This window comes from Streptomyces sp. NPDC048479 (assembly GCF_040651435.1).
In the GTDB taxonomy this organism is placed as follows: Bacteria; Actinomycetota; Actinomycetes; order Streptomycetales; family Streptomycetaceae; genus Streptomyces.
Window position 1 is genome coordinate 61,288 of sequence record NZ_JBEZKA010000006.1, and the last position, 21,626, is coordinate 82,913.

At 69.9% G+C, this 21,626-nt stretch carries 23 protein-coding genes and 1 pseudogene; 6 read left to right on the top strand and 18 right to left on the bottom strand.

The window, feature by feature from the left end; genetic code table 11:
- Window positions 1-140: 140 nt before the first annotated feature.
- A complete protein-coding gene (locus AB0D12_RS11645) occupies window positions 141-1,250 on the top strand; it encodes a ferritin-like domain-containing protein (protein ID WP_362679885.1) in 1,110 nt (369 codons plus the stop codon).
- Here AB0D12_RS11645 and AB0D12_RS11650 read toward each other — a convergent pair.
- The 10 genes and pseudogenes from AB0D12_RS11650 to AB0D12_RS11695 form a co-directional block, all read right to left on the bottom strand.
- Window positions 1,247-1,756, bottom strand: coding sequence for a hypothetical protein (locus AB0D12_RS11650; protein ID WP_362679888.1), 510 nt, complete (start codon window positions 1,754-1,756; stop codon window positions 1,247-1,249). The genes AB0D12_RS11645 and AB0D12_RS11650 overlap by 4 nt on opposite strands.
- Window positions 1,726-1,992 (bottom strand): annotated as a pseudogene (locus tag AB0D12_RS11655) (alpha/beta fold hydrolase); the annotation flags it as partial. The gene AB0D12_RS11650 and the pseudogene AB0D12_RS11655, both read right to left, overlap by 31 nt.
- A 79-nt stretch (window positions 1,993-2,071) precedes the next feature.
- Window positions 2,072-2,524, bottom strand: coding sequence for a DUF3291 domain-containing protein (locus tag AB0D12_RS11660; RefSeq protein WP_362679891.1), 453 nt, complete (start codon window positions 2,522-2,524; stop codon window positions 2,072-2,074).
- Window positions 2,521-3,570: an amidase gene (locus AB0D12_RS11665; RefSeq protein ID WP_362679893.1), complete on the bottom strand. Its 1,050-nt coding sequence runs from the start codon at window positions 3,568-3,570 to the stop codon at window positions 2,521-2,523. Before AB0D12_RS11665 ends, AB0D12_RS11660 begins: the two co-directional genes overlap by 4 nt.
- A gap of 4 nt (window positions 3,571-3,574) precedes the next feature.
- Window positions 3,575-5,032, bottom strand: a complete 1,458-nt coding sequence (locus tag AB0D12_RS11670; RefSeq protein WP_362679896.1) for a penicillin-binding transpeptidase domain-containing protein — start codon at window positions 5,030-5,032, stop codon at window positions 3,575-3,577.
- Window positions 5,029-6,408, bottom strand: a complete 1,380-nt coding sequence (locus tag AB0D12_RS11675) for an FtsW/RodA/SpoVE family cell cycle protein (protein ID WP_362679899.1) — start codon at window positions 6,406-6,408, stop codon at window positions 5,029-5,031. Before AB0D12_RS11675 ends, AB0D12_RS11670 begins: the two co-directional genes overlap by 4 nt.
- Window positions 6,409-6,541: 133 nt before the next feature.
- Window positions 6,542-7,831, bottom strand: a complete 1,290-nt coding sequence (locus tag AB0D12_RS11680; protein WP_362679902.1) for a HAMP domain-containing sensor histidine kinase — start codon at window positions 7,829-7,831, stop codon at window positions 6,542-6,544.
- Complete coding sequence (locus tag AB0D12_RS11685) at window positions 7,828-8,550, bottom strand: hypothetical protein (protein ID WP_362679905.1); 723 nt, start codon at window positions 8,548-8,550, stop codon at window positions 7,828-7,830. Before AB0D12_RS11685 ends, AB0D12_RS11680 begins: the two co-directional genes overlap by 4 nt.
- 322 nt (window positions 8,551-8,872) lie before the next feature.
- Window positions 8,873-9,175 carry a zinc-ribbon domain-containing protein gene (locus tag AB0D12_RS11690; RefSeq protein WP_362679907.1) on the bottom strand — a complete coding sequence of 101 codons (303 nt, stop codon included), beginning with the start codon at window positions 9,173-9,175 and terminating at the stop codon, window positions 8,873-8,875.
- Window positions 9,172-11,250, bottom strand: a complete 2,079-nt coding sequence (locus AB0D12_RS11695; protein ID WP_362679910.1) for a PBS lyase — start codon at window positions 11,248-11,250, stop codon at window positions 9,172-9,174. Before AB0D12_RS11695 ends, AB0D12_RS11690 begins: the two co-directional genes overlap by 4 nt.
- A 115-nt stretch (window positions 11,251-11,365) precedes the next feature.
- On the opposite strand from AB0D12_RS11695, the gene AB0D12_RS11700 reads away from it, so the two are divergent.
- Window positions 11,366-12,166 carry a nuclease-related domain-containing protein gene (locus tag AB0D12_RS11700; RefSeq protein WP_362679913.1) on the top strand — a complete coding sequence of 267 codons (801 nt, stop codon included), beginning with the start codon at window positions 11,366-11,368 and terminating at the stop codon, window positions 12,164-12,166.
- 54 nt (window positions 12,167-12,220) lie between these two features.
- On the opposite strand, the gene AB0D12_RS11705 is transcribed toward AB0D12_RS11700, so the two are convergent.
- From AB0D12_RS11705 to ligD, 3 genes are all read right to left on the bottom strand, one after another.
- Window positions 12,221-12,652, bottom strand: a complete 432-nt coding sequence (locus AB0D12_RS11705) for a nuclear transport factor 2 family protein (protein WP_362679916.1) — start codon at window positions 12,650-12,652, stop codon at window positions 12,221-12,223.
- Window positions 12,653-12,718: 66 nt separating this feature from the next.
- A complete protein-coding gene (locus AB0D12_RS11710; protein ID WP_362679919.1) occupies window positions 12,719-13,663 on the bottom strand; it encodes an RNA ligase family protein in 945 nt (314 codons plus the stop codon).
- Entirely contained in the window at window positions 13,660-14,535 is an 876-nt protein-coding gene (ligD, locus tag AB0D12_RS11715) for a non-homologous end-joining DNA ligase (RefSeq protein WP_362679922.1), read from the bottom strand. Before ligD ends, AB0D12_RS11710 begins: the two co-directional genes overlap by 4 nt.
- Window positions 14,536-14,584: 49 nt before the next feature.
- Here ligD and AB0D12_RS11720 point away from each other — a divergent pair, with 49 nt between their 5' ends.
- The gene (locus tag AB0D12_RS11720) at window positions 14,585-15,655 is read left to right on the top strand and encodes a Ku protein (RefSeq protein WP_362679925.1); all 1,071 of its coding nucleotides are present in this window, start codon (window positions 14,585-14,587) and stop codon (window positions 15,653-15,655) included.
- A 74-nt stretch (window positions 15,656-15,729) separates the two neighbouring features.
- Here the strand turns inward: AB0D12_RS11720 and AB0D12_RS11725 are convergent, their stop codons facing one another.
- The gene (locus AB0D12_RS11725; RefSeq protein ID WP_362679928.1) at window positions 15,730-16,329 is read right to left on the bottom strand and encodes a helix-turn-helix domain-containing protein; all 600 of its coding nucleotides are present in this window, start codon (window positions 16,327-16,329) and stop codon (window positions 15,730-15,732) included.
- A 51-nt stretch (window positions 16,330-16,380) separates the two neighbouring features.
- On the opposite strand from AB0D12_RS11725, the gene AB0D12_RS11730 reads away from it, so the two are divergent.
- Window positions 16,381-17,268 carry a DUF2867 domain-containing protein gene (locus tag AB0D12_RS11730; RefSeq protein ID WP_362679931.1) on the top strand — a complete coding sequence of 296 codons (888 nt, stop codon included), beginning with the start codon at window positions 16,381-16,383 and terminating at the stop codon, window positions 17,266-17,268.
- A gap of 19 nt (window positions 17,269-17,287) precedes the next feature.
- Here the strand turns inward: AB0D12_RS11730 and AB0D12_RS11735 are convergent, their stop codons facing one another.
- Together AB0D12_RS11735 and AB0D12_RS11740 are read right to left on the bottom strand one after the other, a co-directional pair.
- The gene (locus tag AB0D12_RS11735) at window positions 17,288-17,641 is read right to left on the bottom strand and encodes a hypothetical protein (protein ID WP_362679934.1); all 354 of its coding nucleotides are present in this window, start codon (window positions 17,639-17,641) and stop codon (window positions 17,288-17,290) included.
- Between the two features lie 163 nt (window positions 17,642-17,804).
- Window positions 17,805-18,029 carry a DUF6296 family protein gene (locus AB0D12_RS11740; protein WP_362679936.1) on the bottom strand — a complete coding sequence of 75 codons (225 nt, stop codon included), beginning with the start codon at window positions 18,027-18,029 and terminating at the stop codon, window positions 17,805-17,807.
- A 587-nt stretch (window positions 18,030-18,616) separates the two neighbouring features.
- Here AB0D12_RS11740 and AB0D12_RS11745 point away from each other — a divergent pair.
- Window positions 18,617-19,276: a peptidylprolyl isomerase gene (locus AB0D12_RS11745; protein ID WP_362679939.1), complete on the top strand. Its 660-nt coding sequence runs from the start codon at window positions 18,617-18,619 to the stop codon at window positions 19,274-19,276.
- A gap of 95 nt (window positions 19,277-19,371) precedes the next feature.
- On the opposite strand, the gene AB0D12_RS11750 is transcribed toward AB0D12_RS11745, so the two are convergent.
- Both AB0D12_RS11750 and AB0D12_RS11755 read right to left on the bottom strand, forming a co-directional pair.
- A complete protein-coding gene (locus tag AB0D12_RS11750; protein ID WP_362679942.1) occupies window positions 19,372-20,856 on the bottom strand; it encodes a DUF2079 domain-containing protein in 1,485 nt (494 codons plus the stop codon).
- Between the two features lie 178 nt (window positions 20,857-21,034).
- Window positions 21,035-21,211, bottom strand: coding sequence for a hypothetical protein (locus tag AB0D12_RS11755; RefSeq protein WP_362679945.1), 177 nt, complete (start codon window positions 21,209-21,211; stop codon window positions 21,035-21,037).
- On the opposite strand from AB0D12_RS11755, the gene AB0D12_RS11760 reads away from it, so the two are divergent.
- Window positions 21,205-21,522, top strand: a complete 318-nt coding sequence (locus AB0D12_RS11760) for a hypothetical protein (RefSeq protein WP_362679947.1) — start codon at window positions 21,205-21,207, stop codon at window positions 21,520-21,522. The genes AB0D12_RS11755 and AB0D12_RS11760 overlap by 7 nt on opposite strands.
- Window positions 21,523-21,626 lie beyond the last annotated feature (104 nt).

Sequence of the window (21,626 nt, forward strand, 5' to 3'; positions counted from 1 at the left end):
GCCCGGGGCACGCCTTATGAGACTCCATGTCAGCAAGGTCGTCAATCCCTTGCGCGCGACTTGTTGACTCTTCGTCTACCAACGTGTGAGCCTGCCAACTGTCCTTGGTTGTCACGGGATATGAGGCGAAGGAGCCGTCAGTGTCGACGCACGATCGCTATACACGCGCCCCGGAACACTTCCTCTGGCAGGTCCCGGCCTCAGGCGCGGCCCGCTTCAGCTGGGAGTACGAGGACGGCCGCGACCGTCTCCTCGCCCTGTACCAGAAGGGCAAGGACAAGCAGTGGGACGGCGCCAAGCGCATCGACTGGGACCTGGAGGTCGATCCGTACGATCCGCTGGGCACCCCCGACGAGGCGCTCACGCTCTACGGCTCCCGCCACTGGGCGAAGCTCACCGAGAAGGACAAGGGCGAGCTGCGCAGGCACTACACCTCCTGGCAGTTCAGCCAGTTCCTGCACGGCGAGCAGGGCGCGATGGTGTGCGCGGCGAGGATCGTCGAGTCGGTCCCGGATCTGGACGCGAAGTTCTACTCCGCCACCCAGACCATGGACGAGGCCAGGCACGCCGAGATCTACAGCCGCTTCCTGCACGAGAAGATCGGGATGCTCTACCCGATCAACGACAACCTCCAGGGCCTGCTCGGCGACACCCTGCGCGACTCCCGCTGGGACATGCCCTACCTCGGCATGCAGGTCCTCATCGAGGGCCTCGCGCTCGCGGCGTTCGGCCTGCTGCGCGACACCACGGACAAGCCGCTGCCCAAGCAGATCCTCGCGTACGTCATGCAGGACGAGGCCCGCCATGTGGCCTTCGGGCGGATGGCGCTGCGCGACTACTACAAGGAGCTCAGCGACGCGGAGCTGCGTGAGCGCGAGGAGTTCGTCATCGAGGGCTGCTACCTGATGCGCGACCGGCTGAGCGGAGTGGAGGTCCTGGAGAACTTCGGCATCCCCAAGCAGGAGGCGGCCGAGCTGTCCGAGCAGTCCGAATACCTGCAGCTGTTCCGGAAGCTGCTGTTCAGCCGGATCGTGCCGTGCGTCAAGGACATCGGGCTGTGGGGCGAGCGGCTGCAGAAGGCCTATCTGGACATGGGCGTCTTCGAGATGGGCGACGCCAACCTCGACCTGCTGATGTCCCAGGACGAGGAGATCGCCGAACAGCTCGACCGCGAGCGCTTCGCGGCGGAGGAGCAGGCACGGGTGTCCGAGGTCGAGGAGGCGATCGCGGACGGCGCGCAGCCCGCCTAGGCCGGCGGGCCCAGGAACCGGCGCACCAGCGCGGCCACCGCCGTGGGCTCCTCGAGCAGCATGGCGTGCGTGGCGTCGATGTCCTCGACCGTCGCCGTGGGGCGCTCATCCGCGAGCCGCGCCAGCTCCTGGTCGAGGCCCTTCGCATACGCCTCCAGCAGCTCGTCGAACCACGCCATGCCGGGCATCGGCGGCTGCGGCCGCCGGGCCCGGACCAGCAGCTGCGGGCACGGCACGCGGTGCAGCAGGGCGCACACATCGAGGCCGTCGATGGCGTCGTACATCTCGAGCGCGGCGGCGCGCCCGGGCAGCGTCTGCCACTGCCCGTCGGGCAGTTCGCGCACCGCACCGCGGGCAGCAGCCTCGGCCCGCTCGTACGGGATCCCGAACTGCCCGGCGTACTCCGCCTGTTGGCGCGGATACCCGGCCGGGACCACCGCGCCCGCGGCGTACCGCGCCGTCTCCTTGACCCGCTCGGCGCCCGGGTACTGACCGGGCCGTCCCACCAGAACCCGTCCAGGTTCACGGCGGCGGGGGTGGTGCCAGGGTGGGCGCCGGCGTACAGCGCGGCGATCATCCCGCCGAGCGAGTGCCCGACGGGGATGGCGTCCGGGACGCCGTAGGTGTGCAGAGTGGCCTCGATGTCCCGGAGCACGGTCTCGAAGGTCCAGGGCGTGCGGTACGCGGAGCGGCCATGGGAGGGCAGATCGACGGCGAGGATGCGGTGCTCCGCGGTGAGCACCGGCCCGACGGCTTCCCAGTCGCCGTGTGAGCGCCCCGTGCCGTGCGGGTCCGGGGGCGCGCGGCCCGAGCCCGGCCGGTCACTCGTCTCCCGGTGGCGGGAAGCTCGTCCGCAGGGTGAATGCCTCCGGCGTCGGCCCGTGCTCGCGTATGTGCAGCAGGCGCCTCTCCGCCTCCTCCACCGTCGGGCGGTGGCCCGGCTCCACCCACCACAGGGTGGTCATGATCTCCTGCATCCGCTCGAACCACTCGTGGCGGCGGCCCAGCAGCTCCCGGTGCTGTCCCTGGTACATGAAGGCCGTCAGTGCATTGGTGTCCCGCCACACCGACATGTTCACGATCAGCCACTCGTCCCCGAACACCGGCACGTCCGTGGCATTGCCGGTGTCGCTCTTCAGCCGCCAGATGAAGCCGTCCGCCGCATCCGCGACCGCGTTCACCGGATCGAGGCCGTCGACGAAATCCTTCAACTCCGGGGAATCCAGCGGGAATTTGAGTCGGGCTATGTTCACCTGGGCGAGTTCGAAGGTCATGGGCGCACGATAGTCGTGCCCCGCTCCGCCGCCACCGCCATTTCGAGGAGCGAGACGTCCGCGCCGCGCGCCGCCACCAGCTGCAGGCCCACGGGGCAGCCGTCACTCGTGAAGCCGGCCGGGATGCTGGCCGCCGGATGGCCGCTGAGATTGAACGCCCAGGTCAATGCGGTGGAGTAGAGCTCGCCAGGGCCGTCGTGGCCATGCGGGCGGTTCGGGGTCGCCGGAGTGAGCAGCAGCTCGGTGTCCGCGAAGAGCGCATCGAGCCGGCGGTCGTTCTCGCCGCGCACCGCTGCCCCCGCCGAGGGCTCCCCGCGCCGCACCGCCTGCCAGGCCTCCCGCGGGTCGAGCAGGGCGAGCGGCCGCTCGTCGAGGCGTACGATTCCGGCCGCCGCCAGTCGTTCTGCCGCCGCCCGCGCCACCGACTCCGCCTCAGGTTCCGTCCGCGCGAAGCCCAGGTCCGCGGACCAGCGCGCCCGTACCGGCAACTCCAGCCGCACGTCCTCGTACCCGTCCAGCACGCAGCGCAGATACGCCCGCGCGTCCGTCGCCGAACGGGTCAGCACGCCCGCCGAGGCCAGACCCGTCCGGTCCGGCGACGGCAGCAGCCCGTTCGTCGTCTTCAGGCCGAACACCCCGCACCACGCCGCCGGGATCCGCACCGACCCGGCCCCGTCGCTGCCGGTGGCGAGCCCCACCATCCCCGCCGCGACCGCCACGGCCGAGCCCGCCGATGAACCGCCCGGCGTACGGTCCGCACGCCACGGGTTGACCGTACGGCCGTGGGCGCCGAGACCCCAGGTCTGCCAGTACGTGCCGGGGCCCGGCACCGCCGTCGAGCCGACCGCCACCGCGCCCGCCGCGATCAGCCGCCGGGCCGCGTACGAATGGATGCCGGACGGTCCCTTGACCGCGAACGGGCGTCCGGCCAGCGGGAGTTCGTGGTCCAGCTCGCGCGCGAGCGCCTGCTCGGGCCACACCTCGACGAAGGCGCACAGTTCAGGGTCCAGCCGCGCGATCCGCTCCAGCGCTTCCACCACCGTCATGGGATCAGTCTCGCAGCGCCGCCTCCATCACCGCCCGGGCGATCGGCGCCGCGCTGCCACCGCCGCTGATCTCGCCGCGCACCGCTGCGGCCTCCTCGACGACCACCGCGACCGCGACCGCCGGCCGGGCCGCGCGGTCCGCCTGCGCCCAGGAGATGAACCAGGCGTACGGCGTACCGGAGTTGCCCATGCCGTGCTGTGCCGTACCGGTCTTGCCGCCGACCCTCGCCCCGTCGATCCCGGCCTTCGCGCCGGTGCCTTCCTCGACGGCATCGACCATCAGCTGCTGGAGCTGCTGCGCCGTCGAGGGGCTCATCGCCCGGTGGTACGACTTCCGGCTGTGCCGGGAGACGGTGTGGCCGTCCGATGTGGTCACCCGGTCCACCAGAAAGGGACGTCTGATGTCGCCGCCATTGGCGACCGCGGCCGCGACCATCGCCATCTGCAGCGGCGTTGCCGCGGTGTCGAACTGCCCGATCGAGGAGAGCGCCAGCTGGTCGACGGTCATCCGGGTGTCGAAGTTGGACGCGGCCACGCCTGAGGGAATCGTCAGCCCGCGGTCGTTGAAGCCGAACCTGTCCACCACGTCCAGCATTCCGGGCATTCCGACCTGCACCCCGAGATGTGCCATCACGGTGTTGCACGACCACTGGATGGCGTACGCGAGCGAGGCGTTGCCGCAGCCCTTCGCCTCATTGGGGAGCGTGGTCGAGGTGCCGGGCAGGACATACGGATCGGGCGTGCCTGTCGGCGCGTCGACGTCGGTGACCACGCCGGCCTCCAGCGCGGCCGCGGCCGTCACGATCTTGAAGGCGGACCCGGGCGGATAGGTCTGCCGGATGGCCCGGTTGAGCATCGGCTGGACGCTCGAACCGTTGAGCCTGGTCCAGGCGTCGGTGACCTGCTTCCCGGTTCCCGAAAGCAGACCGGGGTCGTACGAAGGGCTGCTGACCAGTGCCAGGATCCTGCCGGTCGACGGCTCGATCGCCGCGACCGCGCCCCTTCTGTTGTTGAGGCCGCTGAACGCGGCCTGCTGCATCGAGGGCTTGATGGTGGTGACGACATTGCCGCCGGGGTGCTGCGTGCGGCTGAGGTCGTTCCAGAACGGGATCCGGGTGAGCAGCGAGGACGCACCGGAGAGGATGGAGTCCTCGGCGTTCTCGATGAGCGAGGTGCCGTACGTCTGCGAGGCGTAACCGGTGACAGGTGCGTACAACGGCCCCTGCGGGTAGGTGCGTTCGTAGCGCAGCTGCTCGCCGGTGTCCTGGGAGCCGGTGACCGGTCCGCCGCCGGCCAGGATGTCGCCGCGCGGCTCGTCGTAACGGTCGATGACCAGTCGGCGGTTGGCCGGATTCTTGTCGAGCGATGTTGCCTCGATTACCTGCACGCGAGCCGCGTTGACCAGCAACGCGACCAGGAGCAGCAGACACAGGACGGCGGCCCGCCGGATGTAGCGGATCACCGCTCGCCCTCCAGGACCGGTGCGACGACACCTGTTTCGACCGGCTCGGGCTGCGGCGTGCGGGCCGAGTCGCTGACCCGGATGAGCAGCGCCACGATGACCCAGTTGGTGACCACGGACGAACCGCCCTGCGCGAGGAAGGGCATCGCCATCCCGGTGAGCGGGATCAGTCCCATCACGCCGCCCGCGATGACGAAGACCTGGAGCGCGAGGATCGAGGCGAAACCGATGGCGAGCAGCCGTCCGAAGAGGTCGCGCAGTGCCAGTCCGGCGCGGTAGCCGCGGGCCACCATCAGCGCGTACAGCATGAAGACCGCGGTCAGGCCGACCAGGCCGAGCTCCTCGCCCGCGGTGGCGAGGATGAAGTCGGACTTGGCGGCGAAGCCGATGAGGATGGAGTGGCCGAGTCCCAGTCCGGCGCCGAGCATCCCGCCGGCGGCGAAGGCGAAGAGCGACTGGGCGAGCTGGCCCGGGCCCTCGCCGGCGTCGATGGAGGCGAAGGGGTCGAGCCAGTCCTCGACCCGGCTGTGGACATGCGGTTCGAAGGAGCCGACGGCGACTGCGCCGGCCGCGGCGAGCAGCAGCCCGACGGCGATCCAGCCGGTCCGGCCCGTCGCCACGTACAGCATGATCACGAAGAGCCCGAAGAAGAGCAGTGAGGTGCCGAGGTCCCGCTCGAGCACCAGAACGCCGACGCTGAGCAGCCAGATCGCGACGATGGGGCCGAGCACACGGCCGGTGGGCAGCTGGAGCTTCCAGATTCTGCGGCCGGTGTACGCAAGGGCGTTGTGGTTGGCGGCGAGATACGCGGCGAAGAAGACGGCGAGCAGGATCTTGGCGAACTCGCCCGGCTGGAAGGAGAGTCCGCCGATCCGGATCCAGATCTTGGCCCCGTTCACGGCGGGAAAGAGGATCGGTACGAGCATCAGCACAAGGGCAGCGACGACCGAGAGATACGCGTACCGCCGCAGAATCCTGTGGTCGCGCAGGAAGACGACGACGGCGATGAACAGGGCGACGCCGAGCGTGGACCAGATCAGCTGGGTGGGCGCGGCCGCGTTGCTCGGGGTCTCCAGGTCGAGACGATAGATGAGCGCCAGGCCGAGGCCGTTGAGGAGGACCGCGATGGGCAGGAACAGCGGGTCGGCGTACGGGGCGCGGTAGCGGACGGCGAGGTGGGCGAGGAGGGCCAGCACGCCGAGGCCCGCTCCGTAGTGCGCGGCGTCCGGCGGCACTGCGCCGCTCTTGGTCAGGCCCACGTCGATATAGCCGTAGACGGAGATGAGGACGGCGCAGACGAGGAGCGAGAGCTCGACACCCCGCCGCTTGGGGAGGCGTAGATCGGGCGGGGGAGCGTCCGCCGTCGTTGCGGTCATGCCACGCAACGTAGCAAGACGCAAGCCTTATGTCCCTTTATGTCATAGGGCGTCGAGGAAGAGTGTGCGGAAGAGTCGACGGAGCGTCAGCGTATGGATACCAGCGGGGCGCAGAGCCGATGTTGGCGACGCGTCACTCCGCGCACGGCTGAGCGGCGGCTTCGCCGTCGCTCGCGAACTGTATGTACTCGGGAAGCGTGAGCCGGGCGACCGCACCGCCCTCCGGCGCGTTCAGGAAGCGCAGCTCCGCGCCGATCACCGCCGACTGCCCGACCGCGATGGTCAGTCCGAGCCCGTGCCCCTTGCTGCTGCCGTCCGTACGGAACCGCTGCGGCCCGTGCTCCAGCAGATACTCCGGATAGCCCGCCCCGTGATCGCCGACCGTCACCACACCGCCGTCCACGGTCAGCACCACCGGCGGCTGCCCGTGGTTGTGGGCGTTGGCGACGAGATTGCCGAGTACCCGCTCGAGACGCCGCTTGTCGGTCTCGACCGTCGCATCGCGTACGACCCGTACCTCCGTGTCCGTCGCGGAGGCCCGCACCACCCGCTCGGCCAGATGCGCCAGCTCGTGCACATCCAGGTCCACCGTCTCGCTGCCCGCGTCCAGCCGGGAGATCTCCAGCAGATCCTCGGTCAGTGAACGCATCGCCCGGACCCGGTCCCGTACCAGCTCGGCGGGGCGGCCCTCCGGCAGCAGTTCGGCCGCGGCGGACAGTCCGGTCAGCGGAGTGCGCAGCTCGTGCGCCACATCGGCGGTGAAGCGCTGCTCGCTCAGCAGCTTGCCCTGCAGGGACGATGCCATGGTGTCCAGGGCGCCGGAGACCGTCGCCACCTCGTCCTGGGGGCGCGAAGGGTCCTTGGTACGTGGGTCGTTGACGCGGGCGTCCAGATCGCCGGCGCTGATCCTCCGCGCCACCTGCGCGGTCAGATGCAGCCGCCGCGTGACCCGGGTGACGGCGAAGGCGCCCACCAGCAAGGTCGCGCCGATCGCCAGCACCGAGGAGCCGACGATCGCCTGGTCGAGGCCGGTGATCGTGTCGGCGCTGAGGGTGTAGTCGACCCGGACGGCGATTGCCCGGCCGTCGGCGGGCCCCGCCGCCCACATGGTGGGGCGGCCCCGGAAGTCGGCGACCATCGTGCCGCGCTTCCCGTCGACGGCGAGCTCACGCAGCGACCGGGGCAGGCCCGGCGGATCCACGTCCGCGTGCGGGCGCATCGGCTCGCCCGCCTCGTAGGCCCGTGTCACGTCGACCAGCCGGCCGAGAGCCTTCTCCCGCGCCTGATCCACCGTCTGCCGGGTCACCGCGACATGCACCAGCGCACCCAGCATCGCGGCGAGTGCGCAGCACATCACGGTGATGAAGACCGCGGCCTTCCACGTGAGGGTCGCGGCCCAGCGCGGTAGCCGCAGCCGTCTCACGACGCGCCCGCCGAGGCCTTGTGCGCGGGGGAGCGGGGCGGCTTGACCCGTACGATCTCGTCGCTGGTGGGAAGCATCGCACCCTGCTGGCCGTCCCAGGACCAGGCGGTCCGGTACTCGTATCCAGGGATGCCGGCCGAGACCGACCGCAGGATCACGTCATTGCCCGCGAGATTCACGCTGACAAGCTGGTCCGAGGTGGACATGATCCGGGTCAGCCCGCCCTTGGCGGGCATGTAGCAGCGCACCGACGTCTGCTGCTCGGGCATCCTGATGCCGACGATCAGCTCCTCCCGGCCGTCGCCGGTCAGATCGCGGTAGTACGGCTTGAGCACCGGGCAGGACTTCGGCTTGTCCTTGCAGGTGTGGAGTTTCGCGACGGTCTCCTGGTAACGCCCGTCCATACCGGCGTACTCGTCGGGGTAGGCGTCGGCCTCGGCCTGCACCACGGCGACCGGGTCCAGGGCGCGGACGCCGTCGACGTCGCCCGGCACCTTGATACCGGGGACGCGCTCCGTGTCCGTCTCGCCGAAGTCGTTGGGAGGTGCGGTGACGGGCGGCAGATCGGGCCAGAGGCGGATCGGGCCGATGGCCGTGGGGGTCGCGCCCGCGCTCTTGATCCGGCCCTCGTTGCCGCAGCCGGACAGCACCGCGGCCGCGGTCGCCGTCAGCAGCGCCGCGTACGTCGCGTACCTCAGGCGGTGCGAGCTCGGGCTCAAGGGTCTCCTAGCGGGGGCGTTCGGCCGTGTCGTCATGCGTCACCAGGACGGATACCCCCTTTCCCGCCCGGGGTGACGCTACCGGGGGACCAGCAGGCCTGCTCAGGCCGGTCCACCCGGCGGCGCCGGGCGCGGTGCCGCGGCCCGCCGTGAGCATCGCGGCGTTGCTGCGGGTGGTGATGTCCTCCCCACACGCCGGGCTGCCGCCCCGTCCGCCCCGAACCTCGCTGCCCCGGTCCGCCGCTGCCCCGGTCCGCCGCTGCCCCAGTGCGCCGCTGCCCTCGTCCGCCCCGATCTCGCTGCCTGCCCTCCCGGCTCGGCGTCAGTGCTGGTACGGCTGCTGACCGGGCTGCTGCTGCGGCTGCCCGTACGCCTGACCGCCCTGCGCGCCCGCGCTCTGGACCTGCAGCTGCTCCGCCGTCTCCTTGCTCACGCTCGCCTCCGCGCCGCAGAACGTGCACTGCGTCGCGTACTTCGAGGAGAACGGGAACAGCGGCACGAAGAACAGCGTGAATTTCGTGACGCGCTTCCTGAGCGTGTGCGCGGACGGGTTGCCGCATTGCCCGCACACCAGCGTCAGTATCGCCAGCTGGTAGAGGTATCCCCTGGTGCCAAAGATGATCATGCTGTTCCCTCCGTGGACAGTGCCTGCCGGCACAGGGCCAGCAGCTTCTCGTCAGTAAAGATGTCATGACTGCCGTATCCGCCGTCGATCGCGTTATGACGTCTCGCGGATCCCAGCTCGCCGCGGAGTATTCGCTCGGCGCCCTCCGCCCCGTCGGCCGCCAGCTCCGCCAGGCATTCGGCCGTCGGCACGCGGGTGTGCGCCTGCCCCTCCCAGGCCGCCAGCAGCACCGGCCACGGGCGCTCCGGATTTCGCGTCACGCGCCACAGCGCGATCGCCGCGTCCACCCGGGTCCATGGCTCGGCCGCCCGCAGCAGTTCACCCAGGGCCGGAGCGGCCTCGGCGGCCGCCGTCCCCAGCGTGCCGAGTACAGTCGCCGCCGAGCGCCGGGCCGCGGAGTCCCGCTCCGACAGTGCCGCGCGCAGCACCGGCAGTACGGCCCCGGCGTCACCCTCGATCGCCCAGAGCGCGCCGGCGGTCCGCGCCGAGAGGGCCGCCGAGCAGCCGCCGCAGCCCAGCATCGCGCGTAGATCCGGCACGGCTTCGACTGCCGCCGGTCCGAAGGCGGTGAGCGCCCGCAGCGCCGACTCGGTCACCCACTCCTTGCGGTGCTCCGGCGCTCCCCGCAGTATGCGCAGCACCTCGGGCACCGCATCGGCGGCCCGCAGCGCGGTCAGTCCGTACAGCAGTGGTCCCGCCCGGTCGTAGAGCCGGGCGTCCAGCTCCATCTCGCCGAGGCGGTGGCGCAGTGCGGGCACGAGTGGTGCTGCGGCCGCACCCAGGTGGTCGAGCGCGTACCCCAGATCGTTCGGCGCCTCGGGGCGCTCCAGCGCCCGCGCGAGCACCGGCACCGCGCGCCGGTCGCCCGCCCGTGCCAGCGCCGTGACCGCGCTGCCGAGGGTCGGCGGCCCGCCCGCCCACTCGCGCACCCAGGCCGCGGGGTCCGCGGCGACCCGGTCCGCCAGTGCGTCCGCGGCGGGCCCGGCGAGCGAGAACAGCTCTTCCAGCGCGTCGGCAGCCGCCTCGGCCAGCCGTGGCTCCGGGTCGCCGAGCTGCTCCCCGATCAGACCGACCAGTTCCTCGTACGCACCGCGCCAGGTCCGCAGCAGCCCGCTGCTCATCCGTACGGCGTCGATCCGCTGCCCCCAGTCGGGGCTGCACAGTTGATCGGTCAGCAGCGCTGTCCGGTCGTCGACGCGATCGCCGAGACCGGAGTGCAGCGTACGGAGCAGATCCGCGGTCCAGGGGGCGTGGCGGCCCGCCGTATCCGCATCGTGGCGCTCGCGCAGCTGCCCGATGAGCGTCGGCGTCGACGGGCGCTCGGCGGCCTGCGCCGTCACCACCGGCTCGGCGCGCAGCTCGCGCAGCAGGCCGGCCACTCTCGGTACGACATCGGTGGGCAGCGCCCCCGGCGCGCAGCGGGCGAGCTGCGCCAGCGCGGCCAGCCGCAGCCCCGCGCCGTACGACACCCGGGTCAGTCCGGAGAGCCATTGCACCACCTCGGGCGCCAGATACTCGTGCCGCAGCGCGATCCGGCCCGCGGCCTCGACGCAGGCGAACCGCACTTCCGCGTCCGGCTCCACGCCCAGCCGGTCCCGCAGCAGACCGAGCACCAGCTCGGGATCGTCGTGCAGCGTGGCGAGCGCGAGCGGCGCGGCGAGCCGCACCCCGCGGTCGTCGGCGTCGACCAGCCCCAGGAAGGCGTCGGCGCCGGCGGTCACGGCCGACGCGGCCATCGCGTAGTTCGCGGCGTACTCGAACTCCTCGTCCTCCGGGTCCAGTTCGTCGTCGCCGTCCAGATCGATGCCGCCGATGCTGGTCAGCAACTCGACGATGCCGCCCCGGTCCTGGACGGCTGGATTCGCCACGAGCTCGAGAAGGAACGGGATACAGGCGAGCGTCGAGTCGTACACATCGCCCTGGTGGTGCACCGCCCCGTACATCCCGTCGAGCGCCGTCTCGCGCTCCGCCGGGTCCGCGGAAGCCAGTCCGCGCAGCATTTGCGGCACATCGTCCGCCGGGCCGTAGGCATGCCCCAGTGCGGCCCACTCGACCTCGTCGATCCCCCCGAACACGCTTGCCCCCTCCCAAGAACTGTGCGCTTGGGGAGAGTGTGCACCACAGCTCGGACATCGCGGGGTTATTGCCCCGAAGGCACGTGGGCTGTTCCCATGGTCGGGGGGTGGTGGCATGACGGGACTGCGCGTCACACCAGCACGCAGCCAGGGCCGGGACCGGCTGTACGTCAGCCTGCCGAACGGCCGGAGCGTCGCCTGGTACGACCGGGACACCGGCCGGGTCAGCCTGGTTTCCGACCGCCACCGCGCCGATGTGCTGGCAGCCCTCGCCCCGTATCTCACCGACGATGTGACCGTCGGTCCGCCGCCCGTCCCCACCTCCGCCGACCTCGCCAGGCTGTCTCTGCACCCCGACGACGACCTGGCCCCCAACCGCCCCGGCGAGGTGCTGCACGCCGAACTGGACCATCTCCCCGCCGGGCACCGTTTCCGCCAGGATCCGCGCCGCGCCGAACTCGCCGCGCAGCAGCTGCTGGGCGGCGAGTTCGACCGGCTGGAGGGCGCGGGCTGGCGGATCCTGCACTCGGTTCCGCTGCCCGGCACCGAGCACATCGACCATCTCGTCATCGGGCCCGCCGGGGTGCTGGCCGTGCACACGCTCCAGGCCCGCCGGCTGCGGGTGCGGATCGCGGACCCCATGGTCCGGGTCGGCCGCGGCGAGCCGGTTCCACAGCTGCGCCTGGCCCGCCGCCGGGCCGAGCGCGCCGCGCTCGCGCTGACGGCCGCGGTACGCCCGGTGCTCGCGGTGGTCGGAGCGGCGCGGCTGGACGTGGTGCCCGCACCGCCGGACGTAAGGATTCTGCGGGACGACGAGGTGCCTGCGCTGACCAGGCTCGGCGGCGTACTGAAGCCCGCGGACATCGAGGCGCTGTACGCGACGGCGCGCGACCGCCGCGCCTGGCTGCGTGTCTGACGCTGCTTCGCATCACGCGTCGGCAGTCAGCAGCCGGCATCGAGTGGTCTGCGGTCAGCGGAGGTTGTCGCCCCAGCCGCCCTGGAGCATGGTCTGGAACGCCCACGTCCCGTCCCGCCTGATCAGGATGTCGGCGTACCGCAGCTGCTGCGTCTGTCCGTCCATGGTCATGGTCGAGTCCGTGAAGACGACGGCCATGGCGGGGGAGAGGAAGACGGGCGTACGCGTCGACTCGAAGGTGATGTCGTCACTGCCGTCACCCATCACCTGGCCCATGGTCTCGATGAACTGCTGCCGGTCCCACTGCGCGGAGGCGCCGTTGCCCGCCGAGTCGTCGCTGACCAGGTTGAGCGGGAAGACGGCGAGGTCCGCCATGCGCTCCACCTCGCGCTTGGCGCTGTGTGCGTCGTACACGGCGAACCACGCCTCGATGCTCGCCAGTTCTTCGGGGGTGGGGGTGTATCCGGTGTCGGGCAGAACGGTCACGCCGTCTCCTCTTCAAGTTTGACTACTTGAGGAAGGTATCCCCGGTTGTCGACTAGTCAAACTTGATTAATTCCTTTCCTGATCCTGGCTCAGGTCCTGATCCCGATCCTGATCCTGAGGGAGCCGCAGCCGCAGCACCGTGGTGACGGTGTGCCGCGTCGTCCCCTGCTCCACCTCGGCCGTCACTCCCGGCTCAACGGTTCGGTACGCGATCTCGCCCACCCCGATCGCCATCGCCGTCCCGGTCCCGCCGGTCGCCCGCCCGTGCAGTGCGACCGCCGCCTGTGCGCGCAGTGCCGGAGCGAGCGGACTCGACACCACCGGGGCGTCGTCGTCCGGGAGTGCCAGCGCCAGCGCGGCGGGCCGCGCCGGAGTGCCGGTGAAGCCGACGACCGCCGCATCGCGCGCATACGTGTGCCGCAGTTTCAGCCACGCGCGCGTGCCGCTCCGATAGGTCTGGTCGAGGCGCTTGACCACCAGCCCCTCGACGCCGATCGCGGGCAGGGTCTCGAACCAGGTGGCCGCCTCCTCGGCGTCCAGGGTCATCGGTACGGCCTGCAGCGGCGGACCGAGCGGGTCGAGCAGCGCGACCAGCCGCGCGCGCCGTTTCTCGTACGCCAGCCGCCGCAGATCCTCGCCCCCTTCGGCGAGCAGATCGAAGGCCGCGTACGAAGCGGGCAGCCGGCGCGCGAGAATGGGCGCGCGCCCGGGTGTGGCGGCCGCGCGCTTCTGTACGGCGGCGAAGTCCGTACGGCCCTCCGTCCAGACCACCACCTCGCCGTCCAGAACCGTGCCGTCCGGCAACTGCCGTGCCGCATCCTCGAGATCAGGGAAGGCCGAGGTGACGATCCGTCCCGAACGGGCCTGGAGCACCACCTTGCCACCGGCCCGGAAGATCACCATCCGGTGGCCGTCGAACTTCGGCTCGTACGCCAGGCCGTGGCCGCGCGGCAGCACGCTCACCGATTCGGCGAGCGCCACCTTCAGCGGGGGCCTCGGCGCGCTGCTCATGGCAGTGGCCCGGCCCGGTTGAGATTGATGAGCGGGCCGAGCAGATCCCCGTACCGCGCCAGCCGTGGCGCGATGTCGCCGATCCGGAAGTCGAGGTTCTGCTCTGCCTCGACCTCTTCCCAGGTCACCGGCGTGGAGACGGTCGGCTCGGCGCGGGCGCGCAGCGTGTAGGGCGCCGCGGTGGTCTTCGCGGCGGCGTTCTGGCTGTGGTCGACGAAGACCTTCCCGGGCCGCAGGGAGCGGGCCATCCGGTGCAGGATCAGCCCCGGCAGCGCGGCCTCGCCCTCGACGGCCAGGCTCTTCGCGTACGCGGAGACCTTCTCGGAAGGGGTGGGCTCCAGCGGCACGAGGACGTGCAGCCCCTTGGAGCCCGAGGTCTTGGCGTACGCGTGCAGTCCGTCCGCGGCCAGCCGCTCGCGCAGCCACAGCGCAACGGCACAGCACTCGACGATCGTCGCGGGCGCGCCCGGATCGAGGTCGAAGACCATACGGTCGGCGACCGCCGGCTCGTCCGCCTGCCACTGGGGCGTATGGAACTCCACGACGAGGTTCGCCGCCCACATCAGCGACGACAGGTCCTGGATGACGACCTGCCGCGCGTTCTTGTCCTCCGAGCGGGGTACGGCGGCGGTGCGTACCCAGGACGGCGTACCGGGTGGCGGGTTCTTGGTGAAGAACAGCTGCCCGTCCGGCCCGTCCGGGTACCGGAGGAAGGACACCGGACGGTTGGCGAGATGCACGAGGATCGCGCCCGCCGTGGTGGCGTAGTAGTGCAGGATCTCGCCCTTGGTGGTTCCGGTGGCGGGGTGGATGACCTTCTCCAGGTTGGTGAGCGCCAGGCGTCGCCCCTCCACTTCCGTGATCGGCGTCATACGATGAGAATCCCATGAATCCCAAGATTTCGGATGAAAGGGACGAAACGTGCGATCCATATGGAACGGCGCGATCTCCTTCGGGCTGGTCAGCATCCCCATCAAGCTCGTCAACGCCACAGAGAACCACTCCATCTCGTTCCGCCAGATCCACCTCGCCGACGGCGGCCGGATCCGCTACCGCAAGGTCTGCGAGCTGGAGGAGAAGGAAGTGACGGCCGCCGAGATCGGCAAGGCGTACGAAGCCGCCGACGGATCACTCGTCCCGATCACCGACGAGGACCTCGCCGCGCTCCCGCTGCCCACGGCGAAGACGATCGAGATCGTCGCCTTCGTGCCGGCGTCGTCGATCGACCCGCTCCAGATGGACGCGGCGTACTACCTGTCGGCCAACGGCATCCCGGCCGCCAAGCCGTACACACTTCTGCGCGAGGCGCTCAAACGCAGCGAGAAGGTCGCCATCGCCAAATTCGCGCTGCGCGGCCGGGAGCGCCTGGGCATGCTGCGCGTCGTCGACAATGTGATCGCCATGCACGGTCTGCTCTGGCCGGACGAGATCCGCAGCCCGCAGGACGTCGCGCCGGACACCGAGGTGACCGTCCGTGAAGCCGAACTCGACCTGGCCGACGCGCTGATGAACACCCTCGGCGAGGTCGACCTGGACTCGCTGCACGACGACTACCGGGAGGCGGTCGAGGCCATGATCGCGGCCAAGGTGGAGGGTGGCGGCGTGTTGCCCGAGGCGGCGTCGACGGAACGCGCCCCCGGCAAGGTCATCGACCTGATGGCCGCGCTGGAGAGCAGCGTGCGCGCGGCGAAGGAGGCGCGGGGCGAGGAGGGCGGGGAGGTCGCCGAGGTCACTCCGATCAAGGGGCGCAAGCGGGCGGCGGCCGCGCCGAAGTCGGGCGGTGCCGACGCGAAGAAGTCCACGGCGACGGCGGCGAAGAAGACGGCGGCGAAGAAAACGGCGTCCGGTGCCACCAAGTCCGGTGCCACCAAGTCCACGGCGACCAAGTCCACGGCGAAGAAGGCGACCGCGACCAAGTCCACGGCGGCCAAGTCGGCGGCGAAGAAGACCACGGCCAAGAAGGCCACCGCGAAGAAGCGCGCCTCAGCCTGATCCTGGTCCGGTCCCGGCCCGGGGTCTCGGGCTGAGCCGTCCATGCGCGGCGCAGCTCTGTAGGCGGCGCAGCTCTATGCGCGGCGCAGCAGGGTGTCCATCATGGACTCCAGATAGTCGCCGCGCTCGGCCCCGACGGGGAGGGCCTGCGGTACGGCGTGGCTCAGCTGGGTGTGCCCGAGATAGCTGGTGTACGCGAGCAGTCCGCGCTGCCGCGCCTGGTCCGGCGGGAAGCCCAGTTCCTCGAAGAGGTGCGCCACATAGCCGACCCGACGCTCCGTCACCCGCCGTAGCACGAGCGCGACTTGGGGATGGTCGACGGTGGCGAGCAGGGAGACCTCGAGCGGATCCTCGGTGGCCGAGGCGGTCACCTGGGCGAAGAGGGTGCGCAGCCGCTTCTCGGGGTCCGGCTCGCACTCTATGGCGGTGATGATCTCCTCGGTGCAGATCTCCTCCCACCGGCTGAGCGCGGCCTCGATCAGCGCTTCCCGGTTGGTGAAGTGCCAGTAGAAGCTGCCCTTGGTCGTCCCGAGCCGGGCGGCCAGTGGTTCCACCGCGACGGCCGCGAGCCCGCGCTCACCGATGGCGGCGAGCGCCGCGTCGGCCCAGTCGCGCGCCGAGAGTCTCTTGCGTCCCCGTCCCCTTGACTGCCCTGCCTGCTCTGCTCGTGCCATGTCCATACGCTACCGTACGGTGAAACATACGCCACCGTACGGAGGTGCGGGATGCGCACGGTACGAAACGTCCATGAACGCATAATTCAGGCCTCACCGGAGGTGGTCGGAGCCCTGCTCGACCGCCTCTCCTCCCAGGACGACCCGCTCAGCCCGAGCCCCGTCTGGCCGCCGATCCTCCTCGACGGCCCGCTCGCTGTCGGCGCGAACGGCGGTCACGGCTTCATCCGCTACTCGGTGAGCGCGTACGACCCCGGCCGTGGCATCCGCTTCGACTTCGCCCCGCCGTCCAACGGCTTCCACGCCCTCGCCGTAGAACCGCTGGAGGGGGACCGCTGCCGCGTCCGCCACGTGCTCGAACAGGAGCAGGGCCTCAGATCATGGCTGCTCTGGACCCTGGTGATCTGCCCGATGCACGACACGATGGTCGAGGAGCTCATCGACAACATCGAGCGCGCCGCGTCCCCGTCCGGCCTGCGCCGCCCGTACCGCTGGTCCCGGCGAGCACGTCTGATGCGCCGCGTGATCTGGGACCGCCCGACCGCGACGGGTGTGCCGCGTGAGGCCGAACTGGCCCACCGGGCCTTCGCCGCCCCGGACTTCGCGGATGCCTGGCAACTCCCTCTGAACCCGGGCATGCCCCGCGACCCCGAGGCCTGGCGCGGCGTCCTCCCTTATACGGTCCGGGCGACCGCGTCGAACGAGCTCCTGCTGGGCGAGGACGCGAGCCACTTGGACTTCCGCGCCTCGCTCCTGATCGCCGACGACAAAGTCACGCTCACCACAGTGGTGAAGACCCACAACAGGCGTGGCAGGCTCTACTTCGCGGTGGTCCGCCGCTTCCACCCGTTCATGTCCCGCCTGATGCTCCGTCGCGCTCACCGCCGCCTGGCTTTCGCGGCGCCGCCGGCCCCGGCACGGACGGCGCCGGCGAGGTGACTCGGAGTGCCGGGACGGCTCAGGACCGCGGAGCGTGCACAGCGACGACATGCCCTTGCGCATCGACCGTGAGGGCGACCCGCTCGACCCTGTTCACCACGGTGAGCACGGCCCATACGACGACCCACAAAAAGCAGGTGACGAGGCTGAGGATGGCGTGCAGCACATGGTTCACCGGCTCGCCGCGGACCATGACCGCCTGCGTCTCCGAGCGGGATTCGACGTGCCAGCCGCTGGCGATCCGCTGATTCACCGCCCAGTCGAGGACGAGGCGCCGCCGCGTCTCGTCGGGCGGGCTGTCTTCCGCTCCGAAGTAGCCGGGTGGGGGCTGGAGAGGCTCCGCCCACCGGGCCGGCACCTTGCGGGGGTTCATGAGCTCACCTCCAGAGGGAGCCTGTCCCGTCAGTCGGACCGGCCGCCTGCGCGGGCCGACGGGCGGGACGGGAGTCGAGCGGCGACACTGCCGCCCGAGTGGACCGTCAAAGAGTGACCGCACGTCAGCCGCACTGCCGGGCGTACCGTCCGGCCGCATTGCGTCAGCCGAGTGCCCGCGCCGTCGGAATCCCCGGCGCCTGATGTCCTCCACTGGCCACCATCCGTACCTCTCCTCGGTCGCTGATCTCGGCGCGCACGATCCCCGTCTCGTCCTCGTAGATCGGGTATCCGCCCGCTCCCGCTCTCTCGGTGCGCCGGACGATCACGACGTCGTCCTCCACGGCGGACGCCTGAAATATCAGCTCGTACCTTTCCGGGTACTCCATAGGGCCTCCCGACAAGGCTCGGCAGGGGCCTGGAGCGTCGCTCCACGTCTCGCCGCTGCATCTGATCCCCTCCATGGTCGCCCACGCCCGCCCACCGCGCCTCAGGAGCGGCCCGAACCAGCCCGGACCAGCCCGGATCCCGCGACTGCCGCACCCTGCGAGGCTGCCCGCGACACCGCGGGCAGCCGCGCCCCGCGGCAATACCGTCGAGCGGCACTACTGGCGCGGTGATGGATTGCGGTCTTCGAGAACTCCGCTGCTCCTGGGACACTCGCCGTCGAGCCGTCGAAACAGCCGGCCGTATTCGGGTCGGTAAGCAGCGGAAAGAAATGCGGTCGGGATCATCCTCCTAAAACCTGATGACAGTTGTGGCCGGAGCCGGATGGTCAATCCGGGCCGGTTTGCACACCACCTTCGCGGGCACGCCGGGTTGACGCGGGAACGGCGCGTGTCGGCGTAACCGATCCAAAGGCGCCTGGATACGCTCCGTTTCGCATCATCCACCGCCACCCACCCACATCGAGGCTCGAATGTCCATCAGAGATTGGCCGGGAAAGCTGAATGAAGTCACAAAGAGCAGGAGGCGCATGGCCAGGGCGGCGGCGATTGCGCTCGCAGTCACCGCGTCCTGCTCAGGGCTGGTCTGGACAGCTGTCTCCCTGACCGGCAACAGCGCCGATGCGAAGTCGCCGGCGGCCCCATGTTCCTACACGCCGACCGGCGGTAAGAAGTCCGTGGGTATCCCCGCCTTCGACGCCAAAACGGCGGCCCGGCCGTACGAGGCCAAACTGGCCACCAACATGGGAACCGTCACCATCGAGGCCTTGACCGGCAATGCGCCCTGCGCCACCAACTCGTTCTCCTTCCTTGCCAGGAAGGGGTACTTCGACGGCAGTGAGTGCCACCGCGTAACCACCCAGGGGATTTTCGTATTGGAATGCGGGGACCCCGCGGGAGAAGGCAAGGCTGATCCAGGGTACTTCTTCCGGGACGAGAATCTGGACGGAGCCAAATATTCGGCCGGCACCGTGGCGATGTCCAAGGCGGTTCCTGGCAGGAATGGCAGCCAGTTCTTCATCACCTACGCCGATCCCCAATACCGCATGCAGCCTGGTTGGACTCCGTTCGCGAGAGTCGTCGATGGGTTGGACGTATTGAAGAAAATCGCCGAGAACGGGACGCGGGACGGATCCACCGATGGCAGGCCCAAGGAGGCTGTCATCATCAAGTCGGTAAGGGTGCGGTAGGCGGCTGTCAAAAGCCCGCGTGAGAGCAGTGGGTGACGTCCGGTGGGGTGCCGGCCAGTCCGACCAGCGCCCCACTGACCGCCTTTGATGCCTGACTAGCCCGTGCGGTTGAGCAGTACGAAGCCACTTTGGTCAGCCACGGTGCGATACCCCTGATAGCGGGCGCGGTCCAGGGACATTTTCTCCTCGATGACATTCAGCGGCCATCGCTTGTCCGGCGGCACCCAGGTGTCTACGATGATCCACTGAGGATTGGGGCGGCTGTCGCGATAGCCGTAGAGGCTGACGCTCGTACGGTTGGTGAGCTGGGGTACCAGTTGGCTGGACGCCTGGACCGTGGCGCCGTCGGGGATTTGGTCCATCAGCCTGTGGGCCACGGCGATGCGGGGATCGGTTCGCCAGGTTTCCGGCTGGACCAGTTGCCACAACGGAAACTGCGGAAGAATCAAGAGGCTGATCGCTGCAGAGCCCGCGAGGTAACGACGCAGACTGCTTGTACTGGAGCGCCGTCGGATCAGGGCGTCGAGGAACGCCGCGAAGACGATGGGCATCAGCACCAGCGAATAGTGGTAGCCGGTTCCCCAGTGAAATGCGTTGCCTGAGGCGAAGCGCCACAGCAGAGTCGGCATGGCAATCCACAGCAGCGGGGATCGCAAGGCCAGGAACAGGGTTGGGGCCAGCATGAGCACGAAAGTCGAAATCTTGGCAGCGGGGGTGATGAGACCGATCGTGTTTTTGTACAGCAGATCCGTCAGCCCGCCTTCACTGCCTCCGGGGCTGTCCAGCCAGTACCAATAGGCAAAGGACCCACTCGGATTGGCGGCCGGCAGAAACACCAGCAGCGCCAGCAGGGAGCCGGCCAGACCGGCTGAAGCGGTGATGATCCCGAGCTTGCGGTCGCCGCGCCGGGCAATGACGAGACCGATCATGGCCACTGTGAGCCCGAGGTCCTCCTTCACCAGCAGCAAGGGCAGAGCCCAATACGCCGCGGCGCGCAGTCGGTCACTCCCGAGAGCGGTCAGTGAAAACGCGAGGAGGGGTACGGCGAAGGCCACTTCATGGAAGTCGAAGCCGACCCCACTTGCGAGACCCCAGGAGATGCCGTAGCAGATGCCGATAACCGCGGCGGCCGTGGAGCCCAGCTTTCGGCGTGCCCAGACAGCCAGCGGCACAACGCTGGCAGCGACCAGCGCCGCCTGCACCACAAGCAAGGCGTTCGGCGATCGCCACAGCCAGTAGAGAGGTGCCACAAGAGCCAGAATGGGAGAGAAGTGATCCCCCAGGACGGGAAAGTCCGGTGCCTTCAGCTCGGAGACGGGCAGGTGCCCATCCGCATAGGAGCGGACGACCTGTTCAAAGATTCCCAGGTCGTAACTGTTGGAATGCAGCCGTTGATGGATACGCAGGGACAACGCCATGTACGCGAAGAACAGCGCCCCCGCCATGACCCAGATCCACCATTCGACTTGAGAGTGGCTTCTGTGAGACGGCTTCGCTTCCGCCTGATTGTCGAAATCTGATTGTTGCGGTGGGCGCGTGGCGGTGCCGGCGGGGGGTGCTTGCATGACCGTGCCTTCCAAAAGCTGAGGCTGAGGACCCTCAAGATGCCAGCAACCTCGAATACTTGACTCCGAGTTACCTCCTGTGTGGTCAGAATCCTCCGAATGGCCGCACCCCTGGCGCGGGCGCCATCGAACCGAAGAGGCCATCTCATTTGCTACTCAATGAACGCCGGCCGCTCCCATGTGTGTGCCGTTCTCAGGCGTGTGCCGTCAAGTCCCCCACGCCACCGCTGACCACGGCCCTCACGGGGATGCCGACCCGGTCGAGCAGACTGGCCGCGGCGGTCGCCCGGCGGCCGCTCCCGCAGACCGTCCAGATCTCGCGCTCCCTGGGCATCTCGCCGAGCCGCCTGGGCAGTTCGGCGAGTGGCACGCCGATCGTGCCCGGAATTCCGCCTTCGGGGCGCTCCGGCGTACATCGAGCACCAGCCGTTCGGCGATGTGCCCGGCCAGTTCGAGCACGTCCGCGGTACGGAAGGAACGCAGCGGGCGGCCGGCTGCCTGCCAGGCATCGACACCACCCGCCAGATATCCCGCCACGTTCTCGTATCCGATCCGCAGCAACTGGATCATCACCTCGTCGGCCGCGCTCTCGGCACCACCCTCGGCGTGAGCGCCCGGAGCGTGGGCGGGCCACCGAGTACCTCCGGTCCGGACCGGTTGATCGGTGCCATGCAGTGGTAATAGGCGGGGTACGGCGGCAGGCCCGACAACCGTTGGCTGACGAACTTCTTCTCGTCCTGTCGGTCAGCGTGGGGTTGGTACGCCGCTCGGCGCCCATGGTGGTG

Excerpts from the sequence above, each read along its gene's own strand:
- AB0D12_RS11665 (WP_362679893.1), bottom strand. The coding sequence starts at position 3,570 with ATGACGGTGGTGGAAGCGCTGGAGCGGATCGCGCGGCTGGACCCTGAA.
- AB0D12_RS11740 (WP_362679936.1), bottom strand. The coding sequence starts at position 18,029 with ATGGAGTACCCGGAAAGGTACGAGCTGATATTTCAGGCGTCCGCCGTG.
- AB0D12_RS11730 (WP_362679931.1), top strand. The coding sequence starts at position 16,381 with ATGCGCACGGTACGAAACGTCCATGAACGCATAATTCAGGCCTCACCG.
- AB0D12_RS11660 (WP_362679891.1), bottom strand. The coding sequence starts at position 2,524 with ATGACCTTCGAACTCGCCCAGGTGAACATAGCCCGACTCAAATTCCCG.
- AB0D12_RS11710 (WP_362679919.1), bottom strand. The coding sequence starts at position 13,663 with ATGAGCAGCGCGCCGAGGCCCCCGCTGAAGGTGGCGCTCGCCGAATCG.
- AB0D12_RS11735 (WP_362679934.1), bottom strand. The coding sequence starts at position 17,641 with ATGAACCCCCGCAAGGTGCCGGCCCGGTGGGCGGAGCCTCTCCAGCCC.
- AB0D12_RS11700 (WP_362679913.1), top strand. The coding sequence starts at position 11,366 with ATGACGGGACTGCGCGTCACACCAGCACGCAGCCAGGGCCGGGACCGG.
- AB0D12_RS11690 (WP_362679907.1), bottom strand. The coding sequence starts at position 9,175 with ATGATCATCTTTGGCACCAGGGGATACCTCTACCAGCTGGCGATACTG.
- AB0D12_RS11745 (WP_362679939.1), top strand. The coding sequence starts at position 18,617 with ATGGCCAGGGCGGCGGCGATTGCGCTCGCAGTCACCGCGTCCTGCTCA.
- ligD (WP_362679922.1), bottom strand. The coding sequence starts at position 14,535 with ATGACGCCGATCACGGAAGTGGAGGGGCGACGCCTGGCGCTCACCAAC.
- AB0D12_RS11725 (WP_362679928.1), bottom strand. The coding sequence starts at position 16,329 with ATGGCACGAGCAGAGCAGGCAGGGCAGTCAAGGGGACGGGGACGCAAG.
- AB0D12_RS11675 (WP_362679899.1), bottom strand. The coding sequence starts at position 6,408 with ATGACCGCAACGACGGCGGACGCTCCCCCGCCCGATCTACGCCTCCCC.